Source organism: Caulobacter sp. SL161 (genome assembly GCF_026672375.1).
In the GTDB taxonomy this organism is placed as follows: Bacteria; Pseudomonadota; Alphaproteobacteria; order Caulobacterales; family Caulobacteraceae; genus Caulobacter.
The window spans coordinates 1,956,842-1,970,652 of sequence record NZ_JAPPRA010000001.1; the positions used below are offsets into that span (position 1 = coordinate 1,956,842).

Below are 13,811 nucleotides of genomic sequence, written 5' to 3' on the forward strand. Positions count from 1 at the left end.
TCCTGTGGGCGCATGCCCGATCCCGAAGGACAGGAATTCATGAGCAAACAAGGGACATTCGTCGCGGTCGCCACGTCGATCTTGGCCATGGCCGCCGCCGGAAGCGCGAGCGCGGCGGAGAGCGGCAAGTTCCAGATCAAGGCTCTGGCGACGCGGGTCGCCGTCGACGGCGCGATCACCAAGGTGAACGTCGACCAACTGCGCTTGCCGGCGGGTTCTGACACCCGAGCCAAGGACGCGTGGGTCCCGACCGTGGCGGCGGAATATTTCTTTTCCCCGCGGGTTTCGGTCGAGACGATCTGCTGTGTCACGCAACACGATGTTCGAGGCGCGGGGCCTCTGAATGGCGCAGCGCTTGTCGACAACGCCGAGGTCATCCCGGCCACGGTGACGTTGAAGTATCACATGCCGCTGGCGGGGGGCGTGAAGCCCTACGTCGGAGCGGGTCCGGCCTACTTCATGGTGTTTGGTGAAAGTGTCGGCGCCAGCGCCCGCGCGCTGGGGGCGACCAAGGTTGGCCTTTCCAGCGAACTGGGTGTGGCGTTGCAGGCGGGCGTCGATATTCCGCTGCCCGGCAAGGCTCTCGGCCTCAGCGTCGACCTGAAGCGGTACTACGTCGACACCACGGCGCAGTTTCGCGCCGGTGATCGCGTGGTGCTGGAGACCAAGCACAAGCTCGATCCGTGGGTGGCCAGCGCGGGTGTGACATGGCGCTTCTAATCCAAGGACGCGGCGGTCGCGCCGCCCTTGGCCTGACGTTGGCGGGCTTCGCGCTCGCCAGCGCAGGAACCGCGCGTGCGGCCGAAGAGGACGGTCAGCTATGGTCGATCGTCAACGCGTCGCGAACGCTCGGCGACAAGACGGTCCTGGCGCTAGACACCCAGGCGCGCTTCACCAACGACGCCAGTCGCCTGGGCCAGGCGATCATCCGTCCATCGGTCGGTTGGCGGCTGGACAGCGCCACGACCGCCTCGCTCGGCTATGCCTATATTCGCTCCACGCCCGAAGGACGTCCGACGACCGACGAGCATCGGGGATGGCAGCAACTGTCCTTCCGCGTCGCTGGGGACGGGAAGGGGGCGACGCTCACGGGCCGGACACGGCTGGAGCAGCGCTGGGTGGAGGGACGGGATGGCGCAGGCTGGCGGATTCGCCAGCAGGTCCGTCTGACGGCGCCGCTTAAGGACCGCGTTCGCGGGGTGGCCTGGACCGAAGCCTTCATCGGGCTCAACCAGACGGGTTGGGGGCAGCGCGACGGCCTGCACCTTTGGCGGAACTTCGCCGGTGTCTCCGTGCCCATCTCCAAGACCGTGACGCTGGAGCCAGGATACCTGCACCAGCGCGCCTATCGAACGGGTCCCGACGCTGTGACGCATGCGGCGGCGGTCTGGATCAACCTGCAATTCTAATCGAAAGCACCTCTCACATGATCGCGCCCAAAATCTCGATTGGCTCGGCGGGCCTGGCTCTGCTGCTGGCCGCCGGCGCCGCCCACGCCAGTGTGGGCGACAAGCCCGTCGCCTCCGCCCTGGTGAAGATGACGCCCGACCAGATCGCTCAGCGCATCGACGTCCGCGATGATCCGCTGGAGGACTACGTGCTGTTCAGCACCAAGCCGGTTCACCGCAAGGGCGGGGTCACGAACGGCGTGGCGGTCAACGACGGCTTCATCAAGGCCACGAAGTCGCGAGGCGGCGATGGCGTGACCTGGCGCGTCAGCTACGACTTCACCTACTTCGGCGCCCGTCGCGACGTAACCACGGTGCACATCCGTACGAGCGATGGGTTGTTGAAAATCAGCCCGTCTGCGGTGCGTCGCTGGACGGAGGAGTGCGTGGATTCGGCCATCACCTGCAGCCAGCATATGACGGTTGAGTTCGAGGCTCCGGAGCGGGTCATCCGCGATATCGCCGCCGCGTACCGGCCTGGCGATCGGACGCCCTGGAGGCTCCGCTTCAAAGACGATCAAGGCGATGGCGTGACGGTGGGTCTGGCCCCGGTCGAGGTCGCCGGCTTGGTCGGCGCCGTTGACAGCTGGAAGCCGTAGCAAGACGGATCGGGCAACCCCCAGAGGTGATCTTCAGGCCGCGCCGCCACGTGCTGCGCGGCCTTTTCCGTTACGGCCTCGAGGTGACGAAGACCCTGTAATCCGCCGTTCATCCTCGCGACAGTTGAGGTTCACTGGAGGGATCTAGACCTGATCACACGGCGCTCGGCGCCAAGCAGATCAGGAGAAAGACATGACCCCCCGCTCTCTCATCGCCGCTAGCGCGCTTCTTGCGGCGGTCGCGACCGCTCCGGCCGCCTGGGCGAGCAACACCTATTCTGGCGCGATGACCGAGGCCGAAGTGCTGGCCGCCCAGAAGGCCTGGGGTGAGGCCCTGGTGGCCATCGCCCGCGAACATGAGGCCGGCGGCCACGCCAAGGCCAAGGCCCTGGCCAACACCGTTCTGGACAAGGCCTACGGCTATAATCTGGGTCCGGTGCTGTTCAAGCCGACCCTGACCACCGCGCCGCAGACCTTCCGCACCACCAAGGAGGGCGCGCTGGCTTATTTCGTCGGTGGTGATCCGAACTACCCCAATGACAAGGGCTTCGCCCTGCAGGGTTGGCGTTCGGTCGAGATCAAGAACGCCGCCGTCCAGATCCACGGTGATGTGGCCAGCACCACCGGCAATGTCATCATGACCGACAAGAACGGCAAGGTGACGATGGTCGACAAGACTTGGACCTTCAAGAAGACCGATGATGGCGCGATCCGCATCGTCGCCCACCACTCCTCTCTGCCCTACGCGGCGAAGTAAGCCCCACACCCCTTCTCGCAACCCACTGACTTCGCCCGCGCGGATCCTCCCCCGCGCGGGCTTTTCCGTGGACGACGCTAGGGCCTTTAGCCTGAAATCGGAATCGATTTCAGGCATTGAAAAGGCTCTAAATCAGATACTTAGAGCGTGAGAATAGCCGAAAGCGGTTCCCACTTTCGGCCTAACGCTCTAGGCGCCCAAGGGGACTTTCGCCGGATCGGGCTCGAGCCGATACCCAAGACCCCTGACCGTGGTGAGGAACGACGGTGCGTTCGGGGGATCGATCTTGGCGCGCAACCTGCGAACATAGACATCGACCACATTCGTCAGCGGATCCTCGTCCACGCCCCAGACGTTGGAGAGGATGCGTTCGCGGCTCAGAACCCGTCCCGGCGAGGACAGGAACAGCTCCAGGAGCGCAAGCTCGCGGGCGGTCAGGACCACTTCCTCGCCGTCGCGGGAGACGCGCATGGTCGTCCGGTCCAGTTCGACGTTTCCGGCCTTCAGCGTCCGATTGGCGGGCGCCCGCTGATCCCGCGATCGGCGAAGCAGCGCTTCGATCCGGGCAAGGAGCTCCTCGAAGGAGAATGGCTTGACCAGGTAGTCGTCAGCGCCGGTTCTCAGGCCCGTGACGCGGTCATCGACGGCCCCCAGGGCGGTCAGCATCAGGACCGGCGTCAAGACACCGGACGCCCGAAGGGTCTGGCAGACTTCCATGCCGGTCATCTTTGGCAGCATCAGGTCCAAGAGGATCACGCCGCGCTGATCCAGCTCACGCAGCATGGCGTCCAGGTCGCGGGCCGCCTCCAGGCCACTCACGCCGTCTCGCGCCACACGGACCTTGTACCCTTCGGCCTTCAAGCCGCGCTCAAGAAAGTCTGCGACGCGCGTATCGTCCTCCACCACCAGTATGTGCATCTAGTGGGCTCCTTCGAGGCAAGCATTGGTCGTGCAGGGCAGGGTTAGGATCGCGCTGACGCCATGGCCTGTCTGGCTGTGCAGTGTCAGGCTGCCGCCCTGGCGTTCGGTCAGCGCCTTGGCGATGGGCAGGCCAAGGCCGGTGCCGTCGGCTCGGTGGGCGCGCGCCGCCGCCGAGCGGAAGCCGCGTTCAAACACCCGCGCCAGGTCGGCCTCGGTGATACCGATGCCTTGATCCTTGATCTCCAGACGCCACGAGCCCGGCGCGTCGTCAGCGACGCCGGCGGTGATTTCAACGGTGCCGCCGGGGTGAGAGTAGCGGATGGCGTTATCCAGCATCAGCGCCATGACCTGTTGCAGGCGTTGTCCATCCGCCGCCACGCGCACGGCGCCGTCGTCTATGCCGATCCGAAGCTCGACCTCGCGGACGTGAGCGATCGGCGAGAGCGTGGCGATGGCCTCTTCCAAGGCCTGCCTCGGGTCCATGTCTGTCAGGTTGAGATGGAGCAGCTCTGCGTCGCTGCGGGCCATCATGAGAAGATCTTCAATCAGCGCGCCCATCTGGCCCGCCGCGAGGGTTATGCGCTGAAGCGCCTCACGATAGTCATCCAGCGACTTGCGGCCGCGCAGCGTGACCTCGGCCTCGCCCCGGATGGCCGTCATCGGCGTGCGAAGCTCATGGCTGATGTCACCGAGCAATTGCCGGCGTCGCGCCTCAACCTGACGCAGTTCGGCCAGCGCGGCTTCCAGTTCCTCGGTGCGGGTGGCGACCTGCACCTCCAGGCTGGCGCGCAACTCGGCCTCCTGCTCGCGCCGCGCCGAGAGTTCCGCCGCCATGTGGTTCATGCTGGCCCCAAGGTGCGCGAACTCCCGAAATCCGCCTTCCGGCATGCGGTGGTCCAGATAGCCTTGTTCGAAGGCCTTGGCGCCGTCCGACATCGCCGCCAGCGGTCGGCGAAGCGCCCGGATGAAGTAGACGGCCAATATGATCGCCATCAGGCTCAGCGTGCCCGCAGCCGACCAACTCAAGAGTTTGACGCGCTCCAGATAGAGGTCGGCCGTTTGTCGGGTTCGCTTGAGAATCTCGGCCTCGTCGCGGATGCGCTCGTTGAGCATCTCTCGCAGATCGCGACCCGCGCCTTTGTCGAAGACGGTTTCGATCGCGGCCCACGCCGTCGGCACGTCCTGAGCCGGACCGCTACGATTGATCTCGGCGATGGGCTCGCGCAGGGAGACCACGCTTTGGGAGAGCAGCTTCAGCGCATCGTCCCGTTCCGGACCTTCGCGCGACTCGATGCCCATCGCCCGATCCATCTGTTCGGCCCGTGCGCTGAGGTCCTGCAGGCGAACGATCGCATCGGCCATGCGCAGACGCAGCATCTCGCCGTCGCCCGGCGCGTGGGGGGCTCCGATCAGGGCGCGAAGAGACCAGGCGCGGAGCCGCTGTTTCGTCGCCGAAAGTTCCCAGAACGCGCTCTGTAGATCGCCCGCGACGCGTCCCCGAAGCACCTGGTGCTCGGCTCTGTCGGCGATCCAGGCGGCCAAGCCGCCCTGCGCCAGGGCGAGCGACGCCATCAACGCGAACGCCACCGTCAAGCGGGTGGAAAACAGTGGCTTCACCCGGGTCTCCATCGATAGCGGCGCCGGCCATAGAGATATGGCGCCAACTTGTGGTTTGCCACCTGCTGGATGCCGCGTTTGGCGTCGGTTGGAGACACGGCCATACCTCGGCCTGCCTTGAAGGCGACTCACGCAAGGTGCGAGCCCTTGGGTTGCGCCTCCATTTCAAGGTCGCGTCAGGCGTTGAGGCTCTTCGCGCCGCGGCGCCCGCCGCCCTCCGTAACGGTCTGGATCAGACCAGATTACGGAGACCGGTCAGGCTTGGCTTTCGGCGATTTTACGGCAGACCAAGTTTGGCGCTGATCTTCGACCAGGGCACGAGCTTGAAGTTCTGGGCTTCGGGCGGGGAGATATTGCGGCCATCCTGGGCGACGAAGGCGCCCATCTCCAGACCCGCGCCCAGCGAGGCGCTGGAAACGTCCAGCCCGTCTGTCTCGGAGATTCCGTCAACGCCCGTATCGCCGTTGGCGGTGACCGCAAAGCTGCCGACATAGGCGTTGTCACCCTCGCGGTGGAACACCGCATAGGTGTTGTTGCCCTGGCTGGAGAGGATCAGATAGCCCTTGCCCTTGGGCTGGATATAGAGGCCGACCCCTTCCAGATCGTCCTTGAGGGCAGGGTTATCGGCGACGCGGGCGATGGCCTTGCGCGCCGGACCGCTCCTCGCATCGGCGCCAAGCTTCCAGAGCGCGACATCTTCCTCGGCGATGTAGAGCGCGCCGGTTTCGTCGTCGGCGACGCAGCCCTCGGTCTGGGTGTCGAACTTGAGGTCGCGGACCGCCTTGGCCCTGACCTTTCCGTTGGCCGTGGCGGTCAGGCTGTATTGCCGGACCAGACCGTCGGGATCGCTTACGAACACCGACATGTCGCCCTTGCGGCCGCGGTGCATGCACAGGCCGTAGGGGTCTGAGAGGCCGCTGGCCTGAACGCCGTCCGCGACACTGGTCAGCAGCCTCGTCTCCGGATCGATCGTGTAGAGCGCGATCGCCTTGTGGGTCCGATCGCTGGCGGCGATCAGCGTCACGGCCTTGCCACCCAGCTTGAAGCCATCACGCAGGTCGACATTGTTCATCTTGCCGTCGGGCAGATACTGCAGCTGCTTGCCCGACAGGTCATAGACCAGCATGCCGCCCTTCTTGTCGGTGGCGATGATGGCGCTCTTGGCCGGGGTCGTGGGATGAACCCAGATGGCCGGGTCGTCAGCGGCGTCGCCGTCATGGCCGACCGGCTGAGTCTCCATCGTGGCCTGGACCAGGGCCACCTTGCTGGGCTCGACCGAGGGCGTGTCCTGGCCCAGGGCCAGCTTCATGGAGGCGGCGATGTCGGCCCAGGACAGGATCTTGCTGTTGGCGCCGGTGTTCCGGTCGTCGGCGATCAGCAGGCCGCCGGCGGGCAGTCGCTCTCCAATCGGCGCACGCACGCCGAACAGGCCCGAAGGCTCCTGTATCGCCGGGGCGCCGTTCGTCTCGACCTTGAAGGCGCCGATGAAGCGGTCGCCGGCGCTGCGATCATAGACGTTGTAGTCGCCGGCCTCGGCGTTCGCGGCGATCAGATAGTCAGCGCCCTTGCCGCCGTTGATCAACGCCAGGCCCGCGACCTCACCCGCCAAGTGACCCAGGCGGTTGATGTCCACGATGGTTGGAACCGGGTCCGCTTCCGGGTCCGCGTCGTAGCGCCAGACGCCGACTGCCTCTTGCGCGACATAGAGCGCGCCGCTGGCGTCATCGGCGACGCAGTACTTTGCTTCAGACGACAAATGCAGGCGGCGAACGACACGGCCGTCCAGCTTGCCGTCTGCTGTGGGATAGAGCAGCCATTGATCCAGCTGCCCATCGCCGCCCAGCGCGAAGGCGTAGAGCGCGCCATCGCGACCGCTGCGATGGAGGCAGACGCCCTCGCCGGAATAGCCGAGTTGGAGCGGACGCGCGTCCACCGCCATGATGGCGCCACTGGCGTAGTCCCGCGCGAACAGGCGAAGGCGGCCCGCCTGACGATCCAGCGCGACGACGAGCGCGCGCGGGCCGTCCTCACGGGTGTCGACGGCATAGATCTCACCGCCGGGAACCGCCGTGATACGCTGACCATCCAGCCCGTAGAACTCCAGACCGCCCAGCTTGGCGTTGACGGCGATGACGCTCTTGGCGGGATGGGTCGGGTCGCGCAACAGGGCCACGGCGTTGGCGCCGCCCTGAGCGGTTGGGGCGGTTGCTCCGGCGACTGACACGGCATGCGACGTGGTCTGAGCCAGCGCCGGCGCGGCGGTCAGCAGCGCCAGTAGGCTGGCGGCAAGTTTCAGTCGTGTCATGGCGGAGCCCCTCGTTTTCATGTCTCGCAGCTAGCTTAGCCGTCTGGACCTGACGTCCGGCTGACGAAACGGGTGGCGCGAAGCGAAACCCACACCCTCTTTGGGCCACGCCCTCTTTGGGATGGAGAATTCTCCGTAGCCAGAGGTCAACGAAAGCGCCGCGTTCCGAACCGGATACCCAAGGCGCGTTATGGCGAAGCTTCAAAACGCATTCATGACAGCGGTGGTTTGCTGGTCACCGTCCGGCCATGCGTAGCGCGTCCGGGGCCTTTTCTTGTCGATGTCCACCGCCTGTTTCCTCGCGATGGCGCGGTGGCAGCGTTCGGGCGTTGCGATGCGTCAGGAGCGTGTCAGGATGCCTGTGGAATCCTAAGCGCCATGACCCAGTCCCGATCTTTCCCCGTCGCCCTTGTCGCCCTCGTCGCTATCGCCGCGGCCGTCTTGGCGACAAGCGCAACCGCCGACGACCACAAGGCGCACAAGAAGAGAGACCACCATGCCGCCCGCGAGGCGTTGCTGCGCCGGGAAGTGCTGCCCCTGACCCGTATTCTCGCTATCGCGGCTGAACGAGCGCCTGGCGAAGTGATCGAGGTCGAGCTTGAGGAAGCGGGTCCCGGCCGCCTGAAGTATGATCTCAAGATCCTGGCCAAGAACGGACGTGTTCGAGAGTTGGAACTCGACGCCAAGACCGGCGCGACCTTGAAACTTGAGGATGATTGATGCGCGCGCTCGTCGTCGAGGATGATCCGGTCGTGGGCCCAGACCTCGCCAAGGCGCTGATCGCGTCGGGCTTCGTGGTCGATATCGCCCGCGACGGCGACGACGCGTCCTTCAAGGGCGAGGTCGAGGATTACGCGCTTGTCGTGCTGGATCTGGGCCTGCCGCGTCTTGACGGTCTGTCGGTGCTTCGGCGCTGGCGGGCCAATGACCGCGCCTTCCCGGTGCTGATCCTGTCGGCGCGGGGCGACTGGACCGAGAAGGTCGAAGGCATCGAGGCCGGCGCCGACGACTATCTGGCCAAGCCGTTCGAGATGGGCGAACTGCTGGCGCGCGCGCGTGGCCTCGTGCGCCGTGCGGCGGGCCGCACGTCCCCCGTGATCGGCGCGGGGCGGCTGGCCCTGGATACGCGGCGCATGTCCGCCACCCTGGACGGCGCGCCGATCCGCTTGTCGCCGCTTGAGTTCCGGCTGCTGGACTGCCTGGCGCACAACCCCGGACGGGCTGTTTCGGCCGGTGAGCTTGCCGAACAGCTCTACGGCGTCGCCGACACCGCTGACACCAACGCCATCGAGGCCCTGGTGGCGCGCCTTCGCCGCAAGATCGGCGCCGACGTTATCGAAACCCGCAGAGGCTTTGGCTACCTGCTGGCCGGCGGGACGGCGTGAGCGGCGGTTCGTTGCGATGGCGACTGATCGTCGGCGGCATGCTGGCGATCCTGACGGCCCTGGCGGTCGCCTGGCTGGCCATGACCTGGCTTTTCGAGCGTCATATCGTGCGTCGCGAAACGGCCGACCTGACACGCGCGGGTCATGTGCTGGTCGCGGGTCTCCGGCTGGAGCCGAACGGCGCGCCGGTCATCGACGCGACCTTGTCGGATCCGCGTCTGTCGAAAGCCGCAGGCGGCTTCTACTGGCAGGTTTCGACAACCTCTGGCAGCGAGCGGTCGGTCTCCCTGTGGGATCAGGCGCTAGAGCCGCCGCAGATCGCGCCGGCTGAGGGCTGGTCCTCGCGCATCGCCGCCGGGCCGTTCGATGATCGCGTCCTCCTGGTCGAGCGTAGCGTGCGACCGGACCGCGACGGTCCGGTCGTGCTGATCCAAGTCGCCAGTGATGAAAAGGTGTTGCGCGCCGCCCGGCGTGAATTCGGTCGCGAACTCGCCATCTTTCTAGGGGGGCTCTGGGCGGTCCTCTCGGGCGCCGCAGCCTTGCAGGTCGCGCTGGGCCTGTCGCCCCTGACCCGCGTGCGTGCGGATCTTGCTCGTCTGCGCAAAAGCCCTTCTGCCCGGATGTCGCTGGATCATCCGCGCGAGATCGCGCCGCTGGCCGAGGCGATCAACGCCTTGGCCGAAGCGCGGGAGGCTGACCTGGCCCGCGCGCGCCGACGCGCTGGCGACCTGGCCCACAGTCTCAAGACGCCGCTCGCCGCTCTGTCGGCCCAGAGCCGCCGCGCGCGCGAAGACGGCGCGGCCGCAGCCGCTGATGGTCTCGACGCCGCTATTGCCGCGGTCGCCGCGGCGCTGGAGGCCGAACTGGCCAGAGCTCGCGCCGCCGCCGCCCGAGAGGCCGTCTTCGCCGCCGAGACTGCGCCTCTGGCCGTCGCAGAACGCCTCGTGGCCGTTCTTGAGCGCACCGCCGATGGTGAGCGCTTGATCTTCGATATTGATGTTCCGGCCGATCTGAAGGCGCCGGCTTCCGAAGACGTGGTCACCGAAATGCTGGGCGCGCTCATCGAGAACGCCGCACGTCATGCTCGCCGCCAAGTCAGGATTTCAGGCGCGGTGGCGGGGCAGGGGGCAATCCTGACCGTCGAGGATGATGGACCAGGGCTGGACAAGGGCCGCGCGGAGGCGGCCCTCGCGCGCGGCGCCCGGTTGGACGAGGCTGGGCCAGGACACGGTCTGGGGCTGGCTATCGTTCGCGATCTTGCAGAGGCTTCGGGCGCGGTGTTGAGCATGGACCGCGGGGATCTGGGCGGCCTTCGCGCGATGGTGTCGTGGACGGCGCCCGGAGCGGGTCCATGAGCGTCCGAGCGTAAAATCCGCCCATTGGCCGCATCGGCCCTTTGCGTCCTTGCGCAGGCCGAACGTCTCCCTTCTGCGACACAGCGGCTCGCGGCAATTTCCAGACTTTTGCTCTACAAGAGCGGCTGTGATCCGTGCAAAACCGGCGCGCGGCAGGGGGGGGCGGGTTGAAGCGCCAGTCTGGCGCGCTTCCTCATGCTCCTAGTTTCGCATAAAGCCTTATCTCTCCATGGGTAAAGTCCTGAAATATCAGCCTCATAGATTTTCCGTCGCCCCGATGATGGACTGGACCGACCGGCACTGTCGGTCGCTGCACCGGGGGCTGTCGTCGCGGGCGCTGCTCTACACCGAGATGGTGACGAGCGGTGCAGTAGTGCATGGCGATCGGGACAAGCTGCTCGGCTATGACCCTGGCCAGCATCCGGTGGCGGTGCAACTGGGCGGGTCGGATCCTGCCGAACTGGCTCAGGCCGCGCGGATCGCCGAGGACTACGGCTATGACGAGGTGAACCTCAATGTCGGCTGCCCCTCGGATCGGGTGCAAAGCGGCCGCTTTGGCGCCTGCCTGATGCGCGAACCGGATCTGGTCGCCGAGTGTATGGCGGCGATCAAGAACGCTGTACGGGTTCCCGCCACGGTGAAGTGCCGGATCGGCGTGGATGACCAGGATCCCGAAGAGAGTCTATTCACGCTGGTCGATCGCTGTGCGGCGGCGGGGATCGACACCTTTGTTGTTCATGCGCGCAAGGCCTGGCTGCAGGGCCTGTCGCCTAAGGAAAACCGGGACATTCCGCCCCTCGACTACGCGCTGGTTTACCGTCTGAAGCGCGAACGTCCCGCCTTGACGATCGCCATCAATGGCGGTGTGCCCAGCGTCAATGCGGCGCTGGAGCATCTGGCCAATGGCGTGGACGGCGTGATGCTGGGGCGGGCCGCCTATCATGAGGCGGGCTTGCTGGGAGAGGTCGACCGGCGCGTGTTCGGGCTGGATGTCGCGGACGTCGACAGCTTCGAGGCCGTCGAGCGCTATCGGCCCTATCTGGCGCGGGAACTGGCGGCCGGAACGCATCTGGCGGCAATGAGCCGGCACATGCTGGGCCTTTTCCACGGCCTGCCCGGCGCCCGGGCCTGGCGCCGTATCCTGACGGTCGAGGGCGTTAGGTCCGGCGCAGGGCTGGACGTCGTGGATAGGGCGCTCGACGCCGTTCGCGCCGCGCTGGCGTCTCGAGAAGAGCGGTCAGCCCCAGCGGCCTAGCAAGGCTACGGGTGCAGGATCAGCGAGGTCTGGGTCGCCTCAAAGCGCGACAGGCGGCCCAGATAGCTCATGCCCAGAAGTGAGTTTTCCAGGCCCTTCTCGATGACGAGGGCGTCGACGTCGCGAACGCGCGCGCCGGCGATCGAGACGCTGGCCAGCTTCACGGCGGCGGCGCGCGTACGACCATCGGCCGTGATGACGTTGTAGTCATAGGTCAGGCGGCTAGTGTCGATGCCCAGGCGCTGGGCGTCAGCCAGGCTTAGCGAGACGGCGGTGGCGCCGGTGTCGACCAGGAAGCGAACGGCCTTGCCGTCGACATTGCCCTGGGCCCAGAAGTGGCCGTCGCTGTCCTTGCTCAGTTGGGCCGCGCCGCCTTCGGCTCCGCCGAGAGTGGCGGTCGCCGCAGAAGGCGCACGCAGTTCCGGATGGCGCAGATCGTCGAGCGAGACGACAGCCTTGGCGGCGCCGACCGCCGACAGGGCTCCCACCAATGCGATCGCCGCAAACCTCAACATAGAAGACACCCTGCCTTGTAGGCTTTGAGACCGCTTCTGCGATCGTTAGCCAGATGAATAGCAGCGATGCGTTTTTAATCTGTGAATCGGAACGTCAATTTCTGAATATTGGTTACCAATATGGTAACAAGATTAGTATTGCTGTCTATATTTGTTAAATTCGAGCGGCATAGTTTTGTCGGTGCTGGCTCGGCATGGCGCGACCTCGCGATTACTACTCCAAGACGTTCAACGTGCGCGCAGGGTCTCGCCAAGGGCGTCTGGCGCACCACGGATCGCGCGGCGCAATTCGAGGTCTGATCACGTGAGTGACGTCAGCGCCCGGCTTGTGCAGCGGCCGTCAGCGCGATCATCGGGTCAGGGCGCTCGGGGAGAGCGGCCATGATGGCGGCGCGCTCATCGTCACTGAGCCGGGACCAGGCCGCGATCTCCGGCAAGGTGCGGCGACAGCCCAGGCAGTAGCCCGAGGCGCCGTCGACCGCGCAAACCTTCACGCAAGGCGTCACGATGGGGCGAGGCGGCTGGGCGTTCGTCGTCATGGCCCAAACATCTCCGGTCCTTGTCAGGCGTGCAAGGGCTTGGGGCTGGGGCTTGCTTTGGGCGGCGAGCGGTTTAAGTCCGCTCCATGACCGATCAGATCGTCTCCCCCTTCGCCGATATCCGCCAACTCGCGAGCTCGCCGCCGCAGCCCGGGCCGACGCCCGCGCTGGAGCAGGGCGGGCGGCTGGCCGAGATCGCCGCCTGGCTGACCGCCTGGACCGGCAAGACGCCGCCGGCCGTCAATCGACCCGTCGTGGCCTTGTATGCCGGCGCGCGCCAGGGCGTGGGTCCGCGCGGGTGGGCGCGCGAGCGCCTGGAGGCGATCGCGGCCGGCGGCGCCACCGTCTCTCGCCTGGCCGGTGTTCAGGGCGCGGGTCTGGAAGCCTTCGACCTGGCGATCGATCGGCCTTCGCCGGACATGGTGAGCAAGGCCTCTATGAGTGAGAAGGAGGCGGCCGCCACCATGGCGTTCGGCATGGAGGCGCTGGCCAAGCAGCCTGATCTGCTGATCCCCGGCGTCATCGCTGCGGAGCCCGCGCGCACCGCCGCCGCCGTCTGTCTGGCGCTGTTTGGCGGCGAAGCTTCCGACTGGTCGGACGATCCTGAGCCGGTCGCGGCGGCGGTCGCCCGGGCGCGTGAAGAGGGCATGGGCGATGACCCGCTTGAGATCCTGCGCCAACTCGGTGGCCGTGAAACCGCCGCCGTGGCCGGCGCCATCCTGGCCGCGCGTGTCCAGAAGACGCCGGTGCTGCTGGACGGCTATGCCGCCTGCGCCGCCGCCGCGATTGTCCAGGCGGTCGAGCCCACCGCCATCGATCATTGCCTCGCCGCCCAGGTCAGTCCGGCGAGGGGACATGCCAATCTGCTGGAAAAGCTGGGAAAGCAGCCGCTCTTGAGCCTCGGCGTCGAGGATGAAGAGGGTGTCGGCGGGGTCTCGGCCCTGGCGCTGGTCAAGCTTGCCTGCGAGGTCCGATAGGCGGTTTCGCAGGGCCTCTAAGTGAACGCGGATAATATTCGCTTCCGTTGACGCTAACGTCATCTTTCCAAACGGCCGTTCGAGCCATATCATGCTCCCTGAAACGCAATAACGACCCCCATCCGAGGGGTCGATTGA

The 13,811-nt window shown here is 66.4% G+C and carries 14 protein-coding genes; 9 read left to right on the forward strand and 5 right to left on the reverse strand.

Going from position 1 to position 13,811, the window contains the following annotated elements:
* Nucleotides 1–39 precede the first annotated feature (39 nt).
* The 4 genes from OVA11_RS09515 to OVA11_RS09530 all read left to right on the forward strand — a co-directional run bounded on the left by OVA11_RS09515 (nt 40) and on the right by OVA11_RS09530 (nt 2,804).
* Entirely contained in the window at nt 40–720 is a 681-nt protein-coding gene (locus tag OVA11_RS09515) for an OmpW family outer membrane protein (RefSeq protein ID WP_268067169.1), read from the forward strand.
* Nucleotides 684–1,409 (forward strand): DUF2490 domain-containing protein, encoded by a 726-nt coding sequence (locus OVA11_RS09520; protein WP_268067170.1) that lies wholly within the window; start codon nt 684–686, stop codon nt 1,407–1,409. Before OVA11_RS09515 ends, OVA11_RS09520 begins: the two co-directional genes overlap by 37 nt.
* 17 nt (nt 1,410–1,426) lie before the next feature.
* Nucleotides 1,427–2,047 (forward strand): hypothetical protein, encoded by a 621-nt coding sequence (locus OVA11_RS09525; RefSeq protein ID WP_268067171.1) that lies wholly within the window; start codon nt 1,427–1,429, stop codon nt 2,045–2,047.
* A gap of 193 nt (nt 2,048–2,240) precedes the next feature.
* Nucleotides 2,241–2,804 carry a hypothetical protein gene (locus OVA11_RS09530; RefSeq protein ID WP_268067172.1) on the forward strand — a complete coding sequence of 188 codons (564 nt, stop codon included), beginning with the start codon at nt 2,241–2,243 and terminating at the stop codon, nt 2,802–2,804.
* Between the two features lie 189 nt (nt 2,805–2,993).
* Here OVA11_RS09530 and OVA11_RS09535 read toward each other — a convergent pair whose 3' ends face one another.
* The 3 genes from OVA11_RS09535 to OVA11_RS09545 all read right to left on the reverse strand — a co-directional run bounded on the left by OVA11_RS09535 (nt 2,994) and on the right by OVA11_RS09545 (nt 7,647).
* Nucleotides 2,994–3,722, reverse strand: coding sequence for a response regulator transcription factor (locus tag OVA11_RS09535; protein ID WP_268067173.1), 729 nt, complete (start codon nt 3,720–3,722; stop codon nt 2,994–2,996).
* Entirely contained in the window at nt 3,723–5,354 is a 1,632-nt protein-coding gene (locus OVA11_RS09540; protein ID WP_268067174.1) for a sensor histidine kinase, read from the reverse strand.
* A gap of 265 nt (nt 5,355–5,619) precedes the next feature.
* A complete protein-coding gene (locus OVA11_RS09545; protein ID WP_268067175.1) occupies nt 5,620–7,647 on the reverse strand; it encodes a phytase in 2,028 nt (675 codons plus the stop codon).
* 378 nt (nt 7,648–8,025) lie between these two features.
* Between OVA11_RS09545 and OVA11_RS09550 the strand changes: the two genes are divergently transcribed.
* The 4 genes from OVA11_RS09550 to dusA all read left to right on the forward strand — a co-directional run bounded on the left by OVA11_RS09550 (nt 8,026) and on the right by dusA (nt 11,642).
* On the forward strand, nt 8,026–8,367 hold the full coding sequence (locus OVA11_RS09550; RefSeq protein WP_268067176.1) for a PepSY domain-containing protein: 342 nt from the start codon (nt 8,026–8,028) through the stop codon (nt 8,365–8,367).
* Nucleotides 8,364–9,032, forward strand: coding sequence for a response regulator transcription factor (locus OVA11_RS09555; RefSeq protein WP_268067177.1), 669 nt, complete (start codon nt 8,364–8,366; stop codon nt 9,030–9,032). The genes OVA11_RS09550 and OVA11_RS09555 overlap by 4 nt, the downstream gene beginning before the upstream one ends.
* Nucleotides 9,029–10,387, forward strand: a complete 1,359-nt coding sequence (locus tag OVA11_RS09560) for a sensor histidine kinase (protein WP_268067178.1) — start codon at nt 9,029–9,031, stop codon at nt 10,385–10,387. The genes OVA11_RS09555 and OVA11_RS09560 overlap by 4 nt, the downstream gene beginning before the upstream one ends.
* Nucleotides 10,388–10,616: 229 nt before the next feature.
* Entirely contained in the window at nt 10,617–11,642 is a 1,026-nt protein-coding gene (dusA, locus tag OVA11_RS09565; RefSeq protein ID WP_268067179.1) for a tRNA dihydrouridine(20/20a) synthase DusA, read from the forward strand.
* 5 nt (nt 11,643–11,647) lie between these two features.
* Here the strand turns inward: dusA and OVA11_RS09570 are convergent, their stop codons facing one another.
* Together OVA11_RS09570 and OVA11_RS09575 are read right to left on the reverse strand one after the other, a co-directional pair.
* Nucleotides 11,648–12,166, reverse strand: a complete 519-nt coding sequence (locus OVA11_RS09570; protein ID WP_010919184.1) for a TIGR02281 family clan AA aspartic protease — start codon at nt 12,164–12,166, stop codon at nt 11,648–11,650.
* Between the two features lie 305 nt (nt 12,167–12,471).
* A complete protein-coding gene (locus OVA11_RS09575) occupies nt 12,472–12,696 on the reverse strand; it encodes a DUF1289 domain-containing protein (RefSeq protein ID WP_268067180.1) in 225 nt (74 codons plus the stop codon).
* Between the two features lie 86 nt (nt 12,697–12,782).
* On the opposite strand from OVA11_RS09575, the gene OVA11_RS09580 reads away from it, so the two are divergent.
* Entirely contained in the window at nt 12,783–13,673 is an 891-nt protein-coding gene (locus OVA11_RS09580; protein WP_268067181.1) for a nicotinate-nucleotide--dimethylbenzimidazole phosphoribosyltransferase, read from the forward strand.
* Nucleotides 13,674–13,811: the final 138 nt, after the last annotated feature.